This window comes from Tolypothrix sp. PCC 7601, assembly GCF_025677855.1.
Taxonomy (GTDB): Bacteria; Cyanobacteriota; Cyanobacteriia; order Cyanobacteriales; family Nostocaceae; genus Aulosira; species Aulosira diplosiphon.
Genome location: NZ_CP064879.1, coordinates 6,730,780 through 6,748,730, shown reverse-complemented (window position 1 = coordinate 6,748,730; position 17,951 = coordinate 6,730,780). Strand labels below are relative to the sequence as shown.

Sequence of the window (17,951 nt, the reverse complement as noted above, 5' to 3'; positions counted from 1 at the left end):
TTCAAGAAGTCTTGGCATTCTTCAATTTACCGATGTTGTCAATAGAAAGCCACCCGTTTCTTGCGGTTGATATGCGTAATAATTCTTAAGGATATGTGTAGCCGTTAATCTGCACTCCACCATAAGGCCCAGGTGTGGGGCGAGGAAGAGATATCTGAGACTGCTGTACACCATAATTGCCATATACTGACGAGGTTGAGTTATTGACAACGTTAGGAATTTGAGATGGCGTAGAGTATGGTGAAATGTTGGTGGTTGTAGTCGAACTAACGGATGGTGTCACTGATGTTGTTTGTATTCCATTAGTTAATGTCTGACTGTTATTAAAGTTAGCGTAAGAATTTTGGGGCAAGTTTGTGGCTGTTGGTTGAGAGTAAACTGTACCTGTATTTAAGTTATTGTTAACAGGTAAAGGCTGACTATATATATTGCTAGTGACTGGTGTTGCATTGTTGTTAGAGCTAGTTCCCATCATACTTGTAGGATTGGCAGCACCAGAGAGATTTTGATTGGTTGATGTGAAATTGCTGTAGGCAGAAGTTCCCATGATATTTGTGGAACTAGAAGCTGTGTTGTTGTAACCAGAGAGATTTTGAGTTGGGGCTTGATTAATAGCAGTTTGTAAAGGGCTGATAGTAGCAGGATTTTGATTTTTTTCGCTTTGATTAACTAATGTCATCCCTTGATTCAAAGGGGTGGTGACGCTTGCTGTTTCTTCTAAGGGTGCAGTTACAGATTTAGCACCTAACAAATGACTACCACCATAACCAGACTTCATCTGCAATAAATTTTCGGTTTGTACAACAAAGGGATTGTTATTCTTTGGTGCAGATGTGTCATTTACTGTTGGTAAAACTGGATTTGATTTAGCTTCATTGGTGGTAGAAGATTGTTTACTGATAACATCCTCAAACAGACTGGGGCTATTTTGGGCTGCTGGTTTTTCCGGTGGGAGACTTAAAGTGGCTGCCAAAATAGCTTGTTCATAGTCTTTAATTAACACGGGAAAATTATCAATGTCTGCAACCATAGCTCTGTCTTCATCTGACAGTGCTGAGTCAGAAACTTTTGGCGAGGCTACTTCTGATTGTGACTTACCAGCCAAAACATTTGGATTGGACAAGTATTGCCACATTCCTATCCCAAGCACAACTAAAAAAACTCCTGTACCCCAAAAGCTAGGTCTGCTGAGATTCCGTAACCTGGCTTTAAGATAACGTAAGTATGCCGGGGGATAATTTCGGTTTTGCATATGTTTGGATATAGTAAATTTACTGAATTAGCGATCGCGCTTTGCGTATTTTGTCAGTAGTGCTGTTGTGGGGAAGTTCTGCTTTAAAAGAAAATTCAAACAAAGTTTAAGGATGATTTCATCCTAACTGTTCAATCTTTATGAGTCATTAGTGCTGGACAATTATTCGTAAAAAATTTATCTTCTGCTCATCTGAGTTATGAGGGAGTGACAAATAAACACAGAGGTTGAAAATATTTGGTTACGGTAAAAAAGAAGAACGGGTGAAAGAATTCTTTCTTTTTTTTTCATAAATAAATTGAGAGGCTTAAAACCTTATTGGCAAAGGAAAAAATTATTTTCTTCAACCTTCTTCACCCTACAATCAGGCTTATGCCTTTCTTCGGTCACTTTCGATATCATCAGGAGTTGAAAGCTAGTCTAAGGTTATTGTTGTAGCTGCCTAAAAGACTGCTGAGTTCAAAGTTCAACTGTAAGAATTACTCACCATTCAGCAACGCCACTTGCTTGAAGCCGGGAAACCCGTAAAGGCGCAGTGGTTCTACCCTGCGGGAAGTCGCAGAAGCGTCTACCGCACTCATTACTTAGCAATATTGTGTGCGCTGTCGCCTGGCGCTTGCATCGCATTACTATTTACCAGGAGACTACAGCAATGATGAAAGCTGAAGATATCATGACCAGGAACGTAGTTACCATTCGCGGTTCGGCGACTGTTGCTGAAGCGGTGGGGCTAATGAAGGATAAAGGATTGCGCGCTTTGGTTGTGGATCGTCGTCATGAGCATGATGCCTATGGCATAGTCACAGAAACGGATATTGTTTACAAAGTTACAGCTTACGGTAAAGATCCAAAACAGGTCAGGATTTACGAAATCATGACTAAGCCCTGCATTATCGTTAATCCTGAGTTGAGCGTGGAATATGTGGCGCGGTTGTTTGCTAATACTGGGATTCGTAGAGCACCTGTGATTCAAGGTAAGTTATTAGGGATTATCTCGATTACCGATATTCTGACAAAAAGTGACTTTGTAGAATCTCCCAAAGCCATAGTCTTAGAAGAGAGAATTCAACAAGCGATCGCACAAGCTCGTGGTATTTGTACTGAACAAGGAGCCTATTCTAAAGCCTGCGCCGCCGCTTGGGATGAAGTTGAAGAACTCCAAGCCGAAGCAGCTCACCAAAAAGCTGAAGGTATGGAGTCAGCTAAAGTTTCTTTTGAAGAATACTGTAAAGACAACCCCGAAGCGCCGGAATGTCGGCGACAGTATAAGGCTTGAGGGGACTGGGGATTGGGGACTGGGGATTGGGGATTGGGGATTGGGGATTGGGGATTGGGGATTGGGGATTGGGGATTGGGGATTGGGGATTGGGGATTGGGGACTGGGGATTGGGAGACAAGGAGAGATTACCAATTATTCATGCCCTATGCCCCATGCCCTATGCCCCATGCCCCATTTCCTACCTTTGAGCAACTCGCATTAATAAAAATAACCCTGTTCCCAAGCCGATAAAGTTGGGTAGCCAAGCTCCCATAAAGGGAGATAGGACATTTGCTTGTCCTAAAGCACCAGTAATAAAGCTGAGAAAGTAATAGGAGAAAATTACAATCACGCTAATACCAAAACTGGTACCGCGTCCTGTGCGCTGGGGTATGCTGCCCATTGCTGCGCCTACTAAGCCAAAAACTACACAAACAAAGGGTAAGGCAATTTTTTGCTGAATCCGTACTTCCAATTTCCGAATTTTTTGGCGATCGCCACCGAGACGTTCTACGGCTAGCTGTTCTACAGCTTCGGAAATATTCATCTCACCGTAGTCACGGCTTTTTTCTGCCAAACTTAATGGTGTGCGGGGAAGTCGCAGTTGTTGGTGTTCAAACCGTAAAATGTTGCGATAAGAGCGATCGGGAGATACTAAATAAATAGTGCCGTTATAAAAATCCCAAACGTTTTGCGAACCGTTCCATCGCCCTGATTCTGCTACAACAATTTGGTTTAAACCTTCTTCGGAACGGTCAATAATTGTTAAACCTTTCATCTGTTGACCATCAAATTGGTCAGCATAAAATAAGCGTGTCAGTATCCTGGTATTACTACCATCTCGCTCTTTTACATCCCGATATTCGGGGTAAAAAATATTTTGCTGCTTCAAAATTGGCTTATCTGACTTTAAAGCATTCTGTAAAGTCATATTTGCTTGATAACTAGCAGCTGGTGCGATTTGCTCATTAAACAAAAATGTCAAGCCTGTCACTACCAAACTTAACATTACAGCAGTCAAAACCATGCGATAAACACTTACCCCACAGCCACGTAAAGCAATTAATTCACTCTCGCTAGAAAGACGACTATAAGTCATCAAAGTAGCTAGAAGCGTGGACATAGGAAAGGCTAAAACAATGAAAGTTGGTAGTTTTAATAAAAAAACCTGAAGAGCAATATCTATTGGTAGACCGGATTCTACAATCTTTCTAACTAAGTCAAATACGGCATCAATTGTCACACCAATTGACGAAAAAGCCCCTACACCAAATAAAAATGGCGGTAGCAATTCGCTGGTCAGATAGCGATCCATGAGCGTAAAAGGCATCAGCGAATTGAGGCTATAAAAAGATGTGAGCTTTTTTGATACCATAAGCTAACTTGAGAATGAAATATTTATGTCATTGGGCATTTAATATTGATGATTTAGAATTGATATTTAAATTAATTAAAAACTCTAAATTGGCACTAAATCATTAAGACGAAAAATTTTTGAGCAGCTATTATTGAATATCTATCATTTTAAACTTGGAAGTTATCCCCCAAATAATATTGACGCACGAGGGGGTTGGTATAAAGCTCATTCGCATTACCAAAAGCCAGAATTTGTCCTTCGCGCATGATATAAGCACGATCAGTAATTGCTAGGGTTTCGCGGACATTGTGATCTGTGATTAAGATACCCATGCCGCGATCGCGTAGTCGGGCTACAATTTGCTGAATTTCCGAAACAGCAATGGGATCGACTCCCGCAAAGGGTTCATCTAAAAATAAAAACTTTGGCCCTTCTCTACCAGATGCTAAAGCTCTAGCTAATTCAGTCCGCCGTCGTTCCCCACCAGAAAGTTGAATTCCTTTACTGTTTGCCACTTTTTCTAAGCGAAATTCTCGCAGTAAATTTTGTACTCGTCCCGACCATTCCCAGTTTGGCACATTAGTTTGTTCCAAAACTAGAAGTAGATTGTCTCGTACTGTCAGCTGGCGAAACACGCTCGCTTCCTGGGCTAGATAGCCAATGCCCAATCTTGCCCTTTTGTGCATTGGTAGCGCTGTAATATCCAAATTATCCAGCCAGACTTTTCCTTGATTTGGTTTTTCTAAACCTGTAGCAATATAAAAGGTTGTGGTTTTACCAGCGCCATTTGGGCCTAGTAACCCAACAATTTCTCCTTGGGTAACAGAAAGACTAACACGATTGACAATCTGGCGCTTGCCGTAAGATTTGTGGATGTTCTCTAAGACAATTTTCACGCTAGAGATGCCCCTTGAGAGTAACTACTACTAATTAGAACCTTTGAGTGGTGGGGTTTTTGGGGCAGATCTGGCAGATTGTCCGCCAATTTCACCGTCCTGTACCATATAAATCGACTCTACCTGACGGTTAGATTGCGGTAAAGCCACAAATCTGCCCTCATCAATCAAATATGTCACCTTCTCTGCGCGAATACTATTGCCACCTTGTTGCAAAATATAGACATTGCCACTGAAATCTATGCGGCGTTCCTTGCTAAAGTATTGTGCTTGGGCGGCTGTGGCTTGAATCTGACGCGAAGGATACAACATTTGCACATTGCCACGAGCAGTTACTACTTGACTTTTGGCATCATACTCTTGAACATCCGAGCGAATTGTTAACGGGCGGTTTCCTGTGGATGTTTGAGCAGTAACGGTTTGCACTTGGTAGGGAAAAGCTACTGCGCCAAAGATTGTAGCAGGTAACACCAAGGCTAAGAGTAAGCGCCGGATTTGCGATCGCGGAAATTTATAGGACAGTATCATAGCAATTTACAATTTAGAGTTTTAGCTTGTATTTTAATTATCTCAACTACTTTATCCAACAGTAAAAAATAGCATCTGGACTAATTTCGCATAAATGCTGACGCTATTGACGCTTACCTTACCATTAAGGTTTCGTCCAAATATCTGTTTGTAAAGTCTAATTCCAGAACTTTCCAGATAAATGGCTAACTGGGAAAGGATGAGGGGGATGAGGGGGATGAGGGGGATGAGGGAGATGAGGGAGATGAGGGAGATGAGGGGGATGAGGGGGGATGAGGGGGATGAGGGGGGATGAGGGGGATGAGGGGGATGAGGGGGATGAGGGGGATGAGGGAGATGAGGGAGATGAGGGGGATGAGGGAGACAAATAATTCAAAATTATGACCTGTTCCATGTTTACTTTTGGCTCAGAAAACTGGAAAAAGCGCAGATTTTTGTTAGGGGCTAATTTTTTTTGGGAAATCTAAATTCAGTAGGAAATCAATGTAATCACTAGCTATTTTGTGTTAAATCAAAAAAGCTAAAGTAAATTTTTTGTCAGATTGCGATCGCTAGCAACCTCTAACAGCTTTGAGGATAGAGTCGGTGTGAAATTGTTATTGATAGAGGATGATGAAAGTCTTGCCCAATTGCTCAGAGCCACTCTCATTGCTCAGAACTACCAGGTAGAATTAGCACCAGATGGGCAACAAGGTTGGGATCTGGCGCAAAGTTCCGTTTATGACCTGATTGTACTGGATTTAATTTTACCCAAGCTTGACGGGATCAATTTCTGTAAACGCATCCGGCTACAAAATGGCAATGTTGCGCGATCGCCAAATCAAAATACGCCAATCTTGTTGTTAACTGCACTCGACAGCGTGATGAATAAAGTCATTGGGCTAGATGCTGGTGCTGATGACTATATGGTGAAACCAGTGGATCTCGATGAATTTATGGCTAGGGTGCGATCGCTGCTGCGGCGTAGTTACATTACGCGATCGCCTCTGTTGGAATGGGGTGAATTATGCCTCAATCCTAATAATTGCCAAGTCACTTATCAAGGGCAGCCTATTCTTCTCACAGCCAAAGAGTATGCCATCTTAGAACTGTTTTTAAGAAATCCAGACCATATCTTCAGTGCTAGTTTATTAATTGATCGGCTATGGACGAGTGATGAAGCTCCCAGCGACTGGGCTGTGCGAACACATGTCAAAGGCTTGCGGAATAAATTAAAAAAAGCTGGCGTAGGAGAAATTTTTGAAACGATTTATAAGTTAGGATATCGCCTCAAACGCAGAGAACAGGAAAGCCCCAAAGAACAAGTTGCAACTTCGCCAATTTTGACCCCATCATCACTCACCACATTTATTTCAGATGTGTGGGAAGAGATGCGCGAAACTTATTGCGATCGCCTCATGATTATTCAACAAGCTGTGACAGCATTGAAAAATGGTCAAATTTCCCCAGAATTGCAGCAGGCGGCAGAATATGAAGCGCACACTCTGATTGGTTCATTGGGTAGTTTTGGTTTAGGCGAAGCTTCCCGAATATCACGACAAATTCAGCAGATCCTCACGCAAGCAGAATCCATTTCTTCTTTACAAATCCAGCAACTAGTCCACTTGGTAAGTGCATTACAGCAGGAAATGCAATCAGCCGCAGCTCGAACCCATCCAGCACAGACAAGTGGCTCAAAGGTTGTTCATGGAACTAGCTTGCTGATTGTGGATGACGATGCAGTGCTGGCAAGGCATCTAGCCACGAAAGCCGCAATGCAAGGAATTGTTGTAGAAGTCGCCACAGATTTGCAGCAAGCCGAAAGTTTCTTGGTTGACCAGCTTCCAGATGTGATATTACTGGATCTCAACTTTCCTGGTGCCCCAGGTAGCGGTTTAAATTTTCTCGCCACGCTATATAATCAGCACCCTAACCTACCAGTTCTGGTTTTAACGGCAAAGGAAGATTTTGCCCATCGCTTAGAAGCAGCTAGATTAGGCAGTAAGTTATTTTTGCAGAAACCAATTGCTGCGAATCAAGTTTTAAGAGCTGTTACTCAAGTACTGCAACAGTCAAGCCCAATTCCGCAAAAACTGCTGATTATGGAAGACGATCCGCAAATGTCGCATCTTTTGCGTCATATTTTGCAGCCTTGGGGTTATCATCTGACGCTAGTTGATTCACCACAAAATTTTTGGACAACTTTGGAGCAAACAGATCCCGATTTGTTGATTTTAGATATCGAACTATCTGACTCAACTGATTCTCTATCTTCAACAATTAACGGACTTGATTTATGCCAAGTAATTCGTAATGATTTTCGCTGGCAGAAATTGCCTATTTTATTTTTATCAGCGCATACAGAGGCCGAGATTGTACAGCAATGCTTTGCTGCTGGTGGAGATGACTTTCTTTATAAATCCGCGATCGCAGCAGAACTCTTAACCCGTGTACGCAATCGACTAGAGCAGCGCTAAGGGACTTCTAATTAAGCTCATCCCACCCCTCAAAGGATGAGGCTGAGGCATGGGAAAAGCATCCAATGCCCCAAGTCGGCTTTCTGTCATCAAGGTAAATTATGAAACATTAATTATTTATTAACTTGTGTAAAAGCTATGAAGCCTATAGCTATTAAGTAATGTAAATCTCTTCTGCAAAAAGCTATAGGCTTGAAAATTATGCTTACTCACAGATTCCTCAAAAATTTTTTATATACTCTCGCTTAAATAGGCTCAAAGTGGAACACTTAGATAAATGTCGCATTTTTAAAAATATTTATATCAAACTAAAAAATAGGAGATGATATTAATAATTTAAAGCTATGTTCCAGTAATATTTATCTGAATAATTCATGAAAAAATATATTTATGTTATGTTTTACCACTACTTTTTAAAAGTAAATATATTTTTTCCATAAAATAATCAGCAATATTTAATATTCAATTTTACTTGTATGTATAGTGTATATATTTAGAGTTTATATATGACTAAACATATATGTCATACGACAAAAATTTTTGTCTAACTAGTCATGTGATTATTAACACATTATTAGAAGATGAGCAACATCAAGATAATATGCAAGAAATGAGTTTATATCCAGAGTTTCTACTTCAGATACTTCATGGTATATCCGATCCAGTATTTGTTAAAGACAGCCAACATCACTGGGTATTCCTTAATAATGCCTATTGTCGTTTGATTGGATTTCATGAATCAGAATTAATTGGTAAGTCAGAATATGACATCTTTCCTAAAAAACAAGCAGATAGGCTGTATGAGAAAGATGAATTTATATTTAATACTGGCATAGTTCAGGAAACAGAGGAATGTTTGACCAATTCTGATGGCTTAACTCGTTTTTTCTTAATTAAAAAATCTCGAGTTGAAGATGAATATGGTAATCATTTTTTAGTAGGTATTATTCGTGATATTAGCAAAGAAAAATTGCAATCAGCAAAAGTTTGCTCATCAAAACAAGTATTAGAACAAGTAATAAATAATATCCCTCTCGCAACTTATTGGAAAGATTTTAATTCTGTTTATTTAGGTTGCAATCAACAATTTGCGGAAATTATGGGTAAAGATTGCCCAAATCAGATTATTGGCAAAACTGATTATGAACTAATGCAACAGCAAGACAATGTCAACTTATTTTGGGAGTCAGATTTCCAAGTTATAGAATCCCAAAAACCAGAGTATGGTATTGTCCAATGCTATATAAAAGCAGATGGTAAACAACTATGGTTAGAAACTAATAAAATTACCTTAAAAGATGAACAAAACAATTTCATTGGCATTTTAGTTACTTGTCAAGATATTACTGCGCGTAAAGAAGCAGAATTAGCACTTGCAGAAAAAGTATCCTTAGCTGCATTTCATGTAGCAGTTAATACTGCTATTACTCAAAGCTCTACACTTAAGGAATGTTTGAAAGGTTGTACTGATGCTATAGTCAAACATTTGAATGCTGCTTTTGCTCGCGTCTGGACGTTGAATGCTCAAGAAAACGTACTGGAACTACAAGCTAGTTCGGGAATGTATACCCATATAGATGGGCCCCACAGGCGTGTTCCTGTAGGGATGTTTAAAATTGGATTAATTGCTGAAGAACGTCAACCTCACTTAACTAATGCAGTGTTAGAAGATCCGCGTGTGGGGGATAAAGAGTGGGCAAAGCGTGAAGGTATGGTGGCTTTTGCGGGATATCCTTTAATCTTGGACGGGAATTTAGTCGGTGTAATTGCCATGTTTGCCCGTCATCCCCTAACAGAATTAACCTTGGATGCTTTGAAATTAAGCGCTAATGAGATTGCTTTAGGTATCAAGCGCCTGCAAGCTGAGGAAGCTTTACAAACAAGTGAGGGTAAGTATCGTCATTTAGTGGAAACTTCCCAAGACATGATTTGGTCAGTGGATGACAAAGGATACTTTATCTTTGTCAACCAGGCCGTGCAAACTATCTATGGTTATGAACCAGAAGAAATGATTGGTCGTCACTATAGCGAGTTTGAGCCACCAGAACAAATTCATCAAGGCCTCAATATTGTGCCTCAAACACTAAGCGAAGAGTCAGTTTTCCACTATGAAGCTGTTGTTCTGGCTAAAGATGGTAGGCGGTTAAATTTGTTGTGTAATGCTTGCTTATTGCGAGATGAAATTGGGAATATTATCGGTACCACTGGCACAGCTACTAACATTACGCAACATAAGCAAGCAGAACAAGCCTTACTCCGCAGTCATGCTATATTGCAAGCACAACAAGAAGCTTCCATTGATGGCATTTTGATTATTGATGAGAATCGCTTAGTAGCATCATATAATCAAAATTTTGCTGACTTATGGCAAATTCCGCCAGAAGTACTAGAAACAGGTGACGATCGCCAACTTCTACAATGGGTACTAGAGCAACTAAAGAATCCCACAGAATTTTTAACCAAAGTTGAGTATCTCTATCAGCATCTCGAAGAATACAGCCGTGATGAAATTTTACTCAAATCGGGACGGATTTTTGATCGCTATTCCGCACCAGTGCGATCGCTTGCTGGTAACTGTTACGGTAGAATTTGGTATTTCCGCGACATTACCGAACGCAAGCAAGCTGAAGCAGCACTGCTAAATTCAGAAGCACGACTACGACAACAAGCACAACAACTCCAAGCTGCATTGCGGGAACTACAACAAACCCAAACCCAGTTAGTTCAAAGTGAAAAAATGTCTAGCTTAGGACAATTAGTTGCAGGTGTCGCCCACGAAATTAACAATCCGGTAAATTTTATCTATGGAAATCTCAACCATGCCAATACATATAGTAAAGATTTACTAACGCTATTGGAACTCTATCAAAAATACTATCCCCAACCTGTGCCAGAAATTGCAGATTTTGTGGAACTGATCGAACTGGATTTTCTCAGGTCAGATTTTCCCCAAATACTTAAATCTATGGAAATTGGCGCTAACCGCATTCGGGAAATTGTACTTTCGCTGCGAACTTTCTCGCGTTTGGATGAAGCTGAGATGAAAGCAGTTAATATCCATCAGGGAATAGATAGTACGCTGATGATTCTGCAAAGCCGCCTCAAGGGTAACAATCAAGTACCAAAAATCACTGTGATCAAAGAATACGGCAACCTGCCCTTAGTTGAATGTTACTCTGGGCAGCTAAACCAAGTATTAATGAATATTTTAGTGAATGCGATCGATGTATTAGAAGATGCCGTTATCAATAATCAGTTGTCAACGGCAGAATTATTATCTATCAAAAATCCCCAAATTTATATCCAAACCGAATTTCTAGACAATCATCAAGTAAAAATTATTATTGCCGATAATGGTGCAGGAATTCCAGATAATATTAAACAGCGAATATTTGACCCTTTCTTCACCACTAAACCTGTTGGTAAAGGTACAGGTATGGGACTTGCTATTAGCTATCAAATTATTACCAAAAAACATGGTGGTTCTTTGGAATGTACTTCACAGCCTGGACAAGGCACTAAATTTGTAATTACAATTCCTTTAACTCAAAAGTCTAAAGTTGTAATTTAAGGGTCAAGGGTCAAGTGTGATTGATAATTTTTCTCTACCTTTTTCTGATTTTTCACATCTTTACCCTTTATTTTTAAAACATAATATAAACTGTAAATCGCACGAGATTATCCTGTCCAAACTGCAATAAATTTTCATTGCGTAGACTATATTGCATACCCGGATTTAAGAGCTTGTTATTTAAATAAATACCATTTGTACTCATATCAACAATCATGTAGGTATTTTGCTGCCAGTCCCAATAAATGCGTGCATGACGACGAGAAATTATACCTTCATGAGGCAAACCAGTTAAGTCAATTTCTGGTGGAAGGGTCATGCTTTGACTGCGGCGACCAATAAAACCGACTTCTCCAGACCATTGAAACTCTCTACCTGTAGTATGAATCAGTTTGATAATAGGTAATCCGGGTGGCGGTGGGGTATAGACAGGTTGTACTGCTGAGACAGGGGGATTAACCCGTTGTTGATCATCCTTGGGATAATTAACAACGGGTTGATAGTTAGGTGGATTAACTACAGGTTGTACGGGTAGCGGTGGCGGTGGTGGGGGTGGCGGCGGCGGCGGTGGCGGTGCAGTAGGTCTACTTGGTGTAGGGGTAATTAAATTAGCCAAAGGAGTAGAACACCAAGGACAAACTTTCGCATTGTTGGGCAAGGCGCGGTTAAAATATTCGCAATTTGGGTTAGGGCACCGATTTGCAGGCATAAGACCTTACTTAATCAGGTATAGGTTGTAAAGGGACAGTGCAGGAGGGTTACTTTACTAAGTCAACACTGGCCATGACGATTAATTAGTATCTCAGCAAATGTAGACCCAGTTAGTTAGTGATTTTTGTCTTGAGACTACATACACCACAAATATAAAGTATCTTAAACTGAATTTTCACCACAGAAAAATTAGCTAACTATTGCCCTGAGAGGCTTTTACTAGTTTTTAAATCATTAAAATTAAAATTTTTGAGCTAGTATCTCTGCGCGGAATTCAAAAATCAAAGAGTGACACAACAGGGATAAGGTGCATTACACTACCCTTCTCCTGCAGAGACGCTACGCGAACGGGAAGCCACTACCCTGCGGGAACGACTTTGTCGACAATATAATTAACTCTCTAACATCTGCAATAACTGAGCTTCTGTTAACTGGGTAATACCTAAAGCTTCAGCTTTAGCCAATTTAGAGCCAGCATCTTCTCCTACCACTAAATAATCTGTTTTCTTACTCACGGAATCTGTAACTTTACCGCCAGCTTTTTGAATTAAAGCTTTGGCTTCATCTCTTTTTAAAGTCGGTAAAGTCCCTGTAACTACAAAAGTCTTGTCTGTAAATTGGGGATTACTATCAGTAATTGTTGATGTTTCTGCGGAATTTGCTAATTGCAAACCAGCTGCTTGGAGGCGAGAAATTAAAGTTTGATTAGCATGAATTTGAAACCATTGGTGTACTGATTCTGCAATTTCTACACCAATACCGTAAATCCCGGCAATATCTGACTGTCTGGCTTGAGTTATCTTCTCAACATCAGAAAATTTCTCGGTTAATAGTTGAGCGTTGACACTGCCAACATGACGGATGCCTAAACCATACAATACCCTTGACCAAGGTTGATTTTTTGATTGGGCGATCGCATCAATTAATTTCTGCGCTGATTTCTGCCCCATCCTTTCTAATACATATAATTTTTCTTCTGTCAAGTCATATAAATCGGCTACGGAATGCACCAAACCCTTATCTACGAGTTGATGTACTAGCTTTTCGCCCATCCCTTTAATATCTAAAGCATCGCGGCTAACCCAATGTTCTATTGCACCTTTGAGGATAGCGGCACAGGAAGCATTAACACACCTAGTCACGGCTTCACCCAATTCCCGCACCACTGGCTGACCGCAAACTGGGCAATTGCTTGGCATGATAAAGGGTTGGGTGTTTGGGGGACGGAGTTCTGTGAGTACTCGTACCACCTCTGGAATAATTTCCCCAGCTTTGCGAACAATTACAGTATCACCGATGCGGATGTCTAATTGGGCGATGCGATCGCTATTGTGTAAGGTAGCGCGGGAAACTGTTGTTCCTGCTAATTGTACGGGGCGCATTTCTGCTAATGGTGTTAAAGCGCCTGTTCTACCAACATTTACTGCAATATTTTCTACACGGGTAGGTGCTTCTTCGGCTGCATACTTCAACGCCACCGCCCAACGGGGAAACTTTTGCGTAAATCCTAGCTGTTCCTGAAGCTTAAAGGAATTGAGCTTTACGACTACCCCATCAGTCATGTAGGGTAAATTCAGCCTTTCTGTATCCCAATAGTTATAGTATTCAGCAACTTCCGCTAAAGAAGGGCATAGCTTATGGTTGGGGTTAACCCGGAAGCCCATCTTTTGTAGTAATTCCAAAGCTTCCCATTGAGTATTGGCAATACTAGCATCATCTCTGCCAGGAATATGCAGGGTGTAAGCAAAGAAATCTAAACGCCTGCGGGCAACAATTTTGGAGTCTAATTGTCTGAGTGTACCAGCTGCGGCATTGCGGGGATTAGCAAATAACTGTTCGCCGGCTTTTTGCCGTTCTTCGTTGATTTGTTTAAATACATCTAAGGGTAAAAACGCCTCACCCCTGACTTCTACCTTTTCTAAAATTTCTAAGCCTTCAAAATTTAAGCGCAAGGGAATTGAGCGAATTGTCCGCACATTTTGGGTGATATCTTCCCCCATTACTCCATCACCACGAGTTGCGCCTCTGGTGAGGATACCATTTTGATAGGTAAGTGCGATCGCAGAACCATCAATTTTCAGTTCCGAGACATATTCTGCGGCTGCAATTTTTGGCGCTTGTCGCCGCCAACGCTGATCCCATGATTGCAATTCATCAATATTAAAAGCATTCTCCAGACTGTACAGCGGGATATTGTGCCGCACCGAAGTAAACTGTGTTGCAGGTCTTTCACCCACGCGCTGAGTAGGACTATCGGGTGTAATTAACTCTGGATACTGGATTTCTAATTGTTGCAATTCCCGATATAGCTGGTCATAGACTGCATCCTCCATAATGGGTGCATCTAAAACGTAATAAGCATAACTAGCTTGCTGCAACAATCGGCGTAGTTCTTCTACACGCTTGGTTTCTGGCTGACTCTGTATCATTGATTTTTTGCAAAATACTTAGCGAATAGAATTTCACGTTCAGGCCTATCTAGGCTATGTGTTGCTAGTATAGCTACTCGCTTTGTAATTGTGTGTATCCAAAAGTAGTTAGCTTGGCTAGGGACTTCCAACTAAAAAAATATTCCATCGCTTTGTTAGCAGAGGAAGCAGAGGAGCAGGGAGCAGGGAGCAGGGGGAGAATAAATTACCCATTACCCATTACTCATTACTCATTACTCATTACTCATTAACCAATGCCCCATGCCCATATTCAAGCAATTATACTGCCACATTTCAATAGCAGTATCTACCTTATCTGCATACATCCTTAAGGTAGATTTACTCGCAATGGTTAAGAATGATTTAATTGACTTGAGTCTTTCACTTCTATTCATAAGGTTTGGTAATTAGCCAAACCTTTTCCCTGAATATACCAGTACTCAGTCACTAATCGCAAATATTTTTGAATAGTTTTGATAGAAAATTCTTATAAGCCAGGTGAACAAACAGAATTGGCATAAATCGCGAGTTGGGCGCGATTTTTAATGTTTAGACGGTTAAAAATGCTATTGATATGGGTTTTAACTGTACTTTCTGAAATAAATAGCTGTTGAGCAATTTCTTGATTCGTTGCACCAACTGCAACTAACTTTGCTACATCTAATTCTCTGGGTGTTAATGAAGATAATGCTGGGTGAATAGGTTGAGGTGGCGTTGGTTGGGCTTGTTTTTGCATAATTACTCGTTCTAACAGCCCAGGTGCGAGTTGTGCATATCCGCGATGAACGCTGCGAATCGCGTTAACAAGTTCTTCTGAAGGCATATCTTTTAAAAGATAACCTTTTGCACCAGAGCGAATGGCTTCATTCACATCATGGTCATCATCGTAAGTGCTTAAAACTAAAACTTTAACTTGAGGAAATTTTTCGCAGATGATGCGGGTAGCAGTAGCACCATTCATCACTGGCATTCGCACATCCATTAATACGATATCTGGCTGTAATTTTTCAACTTGTGCAATTGCCTCTTCTCCATTTTCTGCCATACCCACAATTTCTAAGTCTGATTCTAAACTCAGCATTGCTTTCAGACCTTGGCGAACTAAACTTTGGTCATCTACAAGTAATAAGCGAATCATCATAATTTTGGATTTTGGGTTTTAAGATTGTAGAGACCAATTACAAAAGTTAAATATTTTTGTTATTGGTCATGGGTAATTTGCCTTTTTTCTGAAACTAAAAGTCTGATATTGGGCAGTATATCAGATTTTTCATAGGTGGGTTGAATAAAGTAACTCCAACAACTTGGGAGATTTTGGCTTGGGTTTGACTCTAAGCAAACTACAGTATTTACTGTATCCATGCTTCTGACAATTTGTCGGACTTCTCGCATCAATTCTCCACTTAATTGGTAAGCTTCAGTCAGCGATTCTTGTGCTTCTATTGGCTTGACTGTCCACAGTTTTTGCGCTGCTTGCAGTTGGATATTTAAAGCCATCATCGACTGACCTAAGCCTTTATACAAATTAATTAATTCATAATTCTTATCTTTAATTAAAACTAATTGTTGAGATTTCTCTCGATAGATTGATAGTGCGTTTACTAATTGGCAAACTAGTATCAAGCACCCTAGGGTCAACAACAGAACAGGAATCATATATTTGGGGCTTTGGTTGACAAAAGGTTATATGCATTATTAAAACCTGATTTTAATTATTTGACTATCTGTTGTTGAGTTTTTCCTACTTTAGTTGAGCGTCAATCGCTGGTATAGATAAAAAGTATGAGGTTATCTTTAGGGGTCAGACCAAAGTTGTAGGTTGGTCATTTGTCATTTGTCATTTGTCATTTGTCATTTGTCATTGGTAATAGAGATTTCTCCCAATCCCCAATCCCCAGTCCCCAATCCCCACTCGCTACCCTCTATCTTCTAACCATTCATGTAAATTGAGCGGTTGCCATTCACCAATTGTTACTTGCTGGTATTGAAGTATGGGCTTTGATTCTAGGGAAATGGATATTTCAGGTATTAGTGATATGTTTGATAGTTCTTGTATTTGAGGTATTTGAGGTATTTCGGGTATTTCATCTAATTGATGAGGCATTTGGGGGAGTTGGGGTAGTTCCCGAATTGCACCTAAGTTATTAGTTATTTCGTGAATATTATATATTTGCATAGGGATTTCAACAGTTATGCAACAACCTGCTCCAGGCTGCGATACTAATTGAAAATGTCCTTGTAAAACGGCGATGCGTTCTTGCATTCCCCGCAGTCCATAACCATTGGCTACTTTTTGGGCATCAAATCCCCGGCCGTTATCTTGAATAGTTAAATAAACTCCATTTGCTGTTGTGGAAAGATGAATTTGTACTGCCGTTGCTTGAGCGTATTTACGAATATTATTGAGTGCTTCTTGGATAATGCGATAAAGGGGAGCAGTAAACTGAGGTAATAAAGCGATCGCTAAATTCATCTCAACTTCCGGTACAATCCCCGTGGTTAGATGAAAATCCCGTACTAACGATTCAATCAGGGTTTCGAGAGATTTACCAGCCAAGGGATCGCTGCGTAAAGCTTTCACAGATTGTCGGACTTCTTGAGTGGCGATCGCAACTAATTTATGTGCTTCATCTAGAAACTCTTGCGCTTGATTGGGATCGGGTTTGCAAAGTTTACTTGCTGTTTGTAGTTGAATGTTCAGCGCTGTGAGGGCGTGTCCGAGAGAATCATGTAATTCTCGCGCAATACGGTTACGTTCTTGCGCGGCTGAAAGATTAGCAAATTCTAAGACGCACTGCCACAACTGCTGATGCATCTGACTGAGTTGTTCCGGTGTATACAGATCTTCTAGCAAGGTAATCCCTCCGTAACTTTCAGCTAATTTCTTATAGTTCTGGGTGGGGGAGACTTATGCAATATTGGGGATGGGGGATAGGGTAATGAGTAATGAGTAATGGGTAATGAGTAATGAGTAATGAGTAATGGGTAATGAGTAATGGGTAATGGGTAATGGGTAATGGGTAATGGGTAATTGGTAATTGGTAATTGGTAATTGGTAATTTATTCTCCCTCTGCTCCCTGCTCCCTGCGCCCCTGTTTCCCCTACTTCCTCTGCCCCCTGCGTCCTTATTCGGGAATATTAGCCTGTAATGTTAATGTATCGACTTACATAGCGATTGTATCGCGTAACATCGTTAATGTATCGATTTACATTGCGATTGTATAGGTTCACATTGTTAATGTATCGATTTACATTGCGATTGTATGGGGTCACATTGTTAATGTATCGACATACATTGCGATTGTATGGGGTCACATTGTTAATGTACGCGATGCAAAGCTTTACTAAGAGGTTGTTGGAAAAGTTGCCCACCCCACAAAATGGATAATGAAGTCTATAAGTCCAATCCTCAATCCCCATTACCCCTTATCCCCAGAGGGGGCCCCGAGTTCCCCAATCCCCAGTCCCCAGTCCCCAGTCCCCAGTCCCCAG

Annotated in this window: 13 protein-coding genes; 4 read left to right on the top strand and 9 right to left on the bottom strand. The window is 40.6% G+C overall.

Translation table 11 applies throughout. The features are described 5' to 3' along the window. Positions 1–85 precede the first annotated feature (85 nt). Positions 86–1,135, bottom strand: a complete 1,050-nt coding sequence (locus tag HG267_RS27155; protein WP_155539445.1) for a hypothetical protein — start codon at positions 1,133–1,135, stop codon at positions 86–88. 769 nt (positions 1,136–1,904) lie between these two features. Between HG267_RS27155 and HG267_RS27150 the strand changes: the two genes are divergently transcribed. After that, a complete protein-coding gene (locus tag HG267_RS27150) occupies positions 1,905–2,528 on the top strand; it encodes a CP12 domain-containing protein (protein ID WP_194007733.1) in 624 nt (207 codons plus the stop codon). Between the two features lie 26 nt (positions 2,529–2,554). Beyond that, on the top strand, positions 2,555–2,719 hold the full coding sequence (locus HG267_RS27145; protein WP_210403123.1) for a hypothetical protein: 165 nt from the start codon (positions 2,555–2,557) through the stop codon (positions 2,717–2,719). On the opposite strand, the gene HG267_RS27140 is transcribed toward HG267_RS27145, so the two are convergent. The 3 genes from HG267_RS27140 to HG267_RS27130 all read right to left on the bottom strand — a co-directional run bounded on the left by HG267_RS27140 (position 2,710) and on the right by HG267_RS27130 (position 5,291). Next, entirely contained in the window at positions 2,710–3,825 is a 1,116-nt protein-coding gene (locus HG267_RS27140; protein ID WP_045872332.1) for an LptF/LptG family permease, read from the bottom strand. The genes HG267_RS27145 and HG267_RS27140 overlap by 10 nt on opposite strands. A gap of 209 nt (positions 3,826–4,034) precedes the next feature. Further along, on the bottom strand, positions 4,035–4,763 hold the full coding sequence (gene lptB, locus HG267_RS27135; protein WP_045872331.1) for an LPS export ABC transporter ATP-binding protein: 729 nt from the start codon (positions 4,761–4,763) through the stop codon (positions 4,035–4,037). Positions 4,764–4,793: 30 nt separating this feature from the next. Then, on the bottom strand, positions 4,794–5,291 hold the full coding sequence (locus tag HG267_RS27130; protein WP_045872330.1) for an LptA/OstA family protein: 498 nt from the start codon (positions 5,289–5,291) through the stop codon (positions 4,794–4,796). 587 nt (positions 5,292–5,878) lie between these two features. On the opposite strand from HG267_RS27130, the gene HG267_RS27125 reads away from it, so the two are divergent. Next, positions 5,879–7,747, top strand: a complete 1,869-nt coding sequence (locus HG267_RS27125; protein ID WP_045872328.1) for a response regulator — start codon at positions 5,879–5,881, stop codon at positions 7,745–7,747. Between the two features lie 520 nt (positions 7,748–8,267). Further along, positions 8,268–11,318 carry a PAS domain S-box protein gene (locus HG267_RS27120; RefSeq protein WP_081584085.1) on the top strand — a complete coding sequence of 1,017 codons (3,051 nt, stop codon included), beginning with the start codon at positions 8,268–8,270 and terminating at the stop codon, positions 11,316–11,318. Positions 11,319–11,391: 73 nt separating this feature from the next. Here the strand turns inward: HG267_RS27120 and HG267_RS27115 are convergent, their stop codons facing one another. The 5 genes from HG267_RS27115 to HG267_RS27095 form a co-directional block, all read right to left on the bottom strand. Further along, the gene (locus tag HG267_RS27115) at positions 11,392–12,027 is read right to left on the bottom strand and encodes an FHA domain-containing protein (protein ID WP_045872327.1); all 636 of its coding nucleotides are present in this window, start codon (positions 12,025–12,027) and stop codon (positions 11,392–11,394) included. A 394-nt stretch (positions 12,028–12,421) separates the two neighbouring features. Next, positions 12,422–14,458, bottom strand: coding sequence for an NAD-dependent DNA ligase LigA (gene ligA, locus HG267_RS27110; protein ID WP_045872326.1), 2,037 nt, complete (start codon positions 14,456–14,458; stop codon positions 12,422–12,424). Between the two features lie 487 nt (positions 14,459–14,945). After that, positions 14,946–15,596, bottom strand: a complete 651-nt coding sequence (locus tag HG267_RS27105) for a response regulator transcription factor (protein WP_045872325.1) — start codon at positions 15,594–15,596, stop codon at positions 14,946–14,948. 62 nt (positions 15,597–15,658) lie between these two features. After that, positions 15,659–16,114 (bottom strand): histidine kinase dimerization/phosphoacceptor domain-containing protein, encoded by a 456-nt coding sequence (locus tag HG267_RS27100; RefSeq protein WP_045872324.1) that lies wholly within the window; start codon positions 16,112–16,114, stop codon positions 15,659–15,661. Between the two features lie 259 nt (positions 16,115–16,373). Continuing rightward, positions 16,374–17,312 (bottom strand): sensor histidine kinase, encoded by a 939-nt coding sequence (locus HG267_RS27095; protein WP_052335305.1) that lies wholly within the window; start codon positions 17,310–17,312, stop codon positions 16,374–16,376. Positions 17,313–17,951: the final 639 nt, after the last annotated feature.

Bases quoted from the DNA above. Each gene is read 5' to 3' on its own strand.
- HG267_RS27155 (WP_155539445.1), bottom strand. From the start codon at position 1,135: ATGTGGCAATACTTGTCCAATCCAAATGTTTTGGCTGGTAAGTCACAA.
- HG267_RS27150 (WP_194007733.1), top strand. From the start codon at position 1,905: ATGATGAAAGCTGAAGATATCATGACCAGGAACGTAGTTACCATTCGC.
- HG267_RS27140 (WP_045872332.1), bottom strand. From the start codon at position 3,825: ATGGATCGCTATCTGACCAGCGAATTGCTACCGCCATTTTTATTTGGT.
- HG267_RS27130 (WP_045872330.1), bottom strand. From the start codon at position 5,291: ATGATACTGTCCTATAAATTTCCGCGATCGCAAATCCGGCGCTTACTC.
- HG267_RS27120 (WP_081584085.1), top strand. From the start codon at position 8,268: ATGTCATACGACAAAAATTTTTGTCTAACTAGTCATGTGATTATTAAC.
- HG267_RS27115 (WP_045872327.1), bottom strand. From the start codon at position 12,027: ATGCCTGCAAATCGGTGCCCTAACCCAAATTGCGAATATTTTAACCGC.
- ligA (WP_045872326.1), bottom strand. From the start codon at position 14,458: ATGATACAGAGTCAGCCAGAAACCAAGCGTGTAGAAGAACTACGCCGA.
- HG267_RS27105 (WP_045872325.1), bottom strand. From the start codon at position 15,596: ATGATTCGCTTATTACTTGTAGATGACCAAAGTTTAGTTCGCCAAGGT.
- HG267_RS27100 (WP_045872324.1), bottom strand. From the start codon at position 16,114: ATGATTCCTGTTCTGTTGTTGACCCTAGGGTGCTTGATACTAGTTTGC.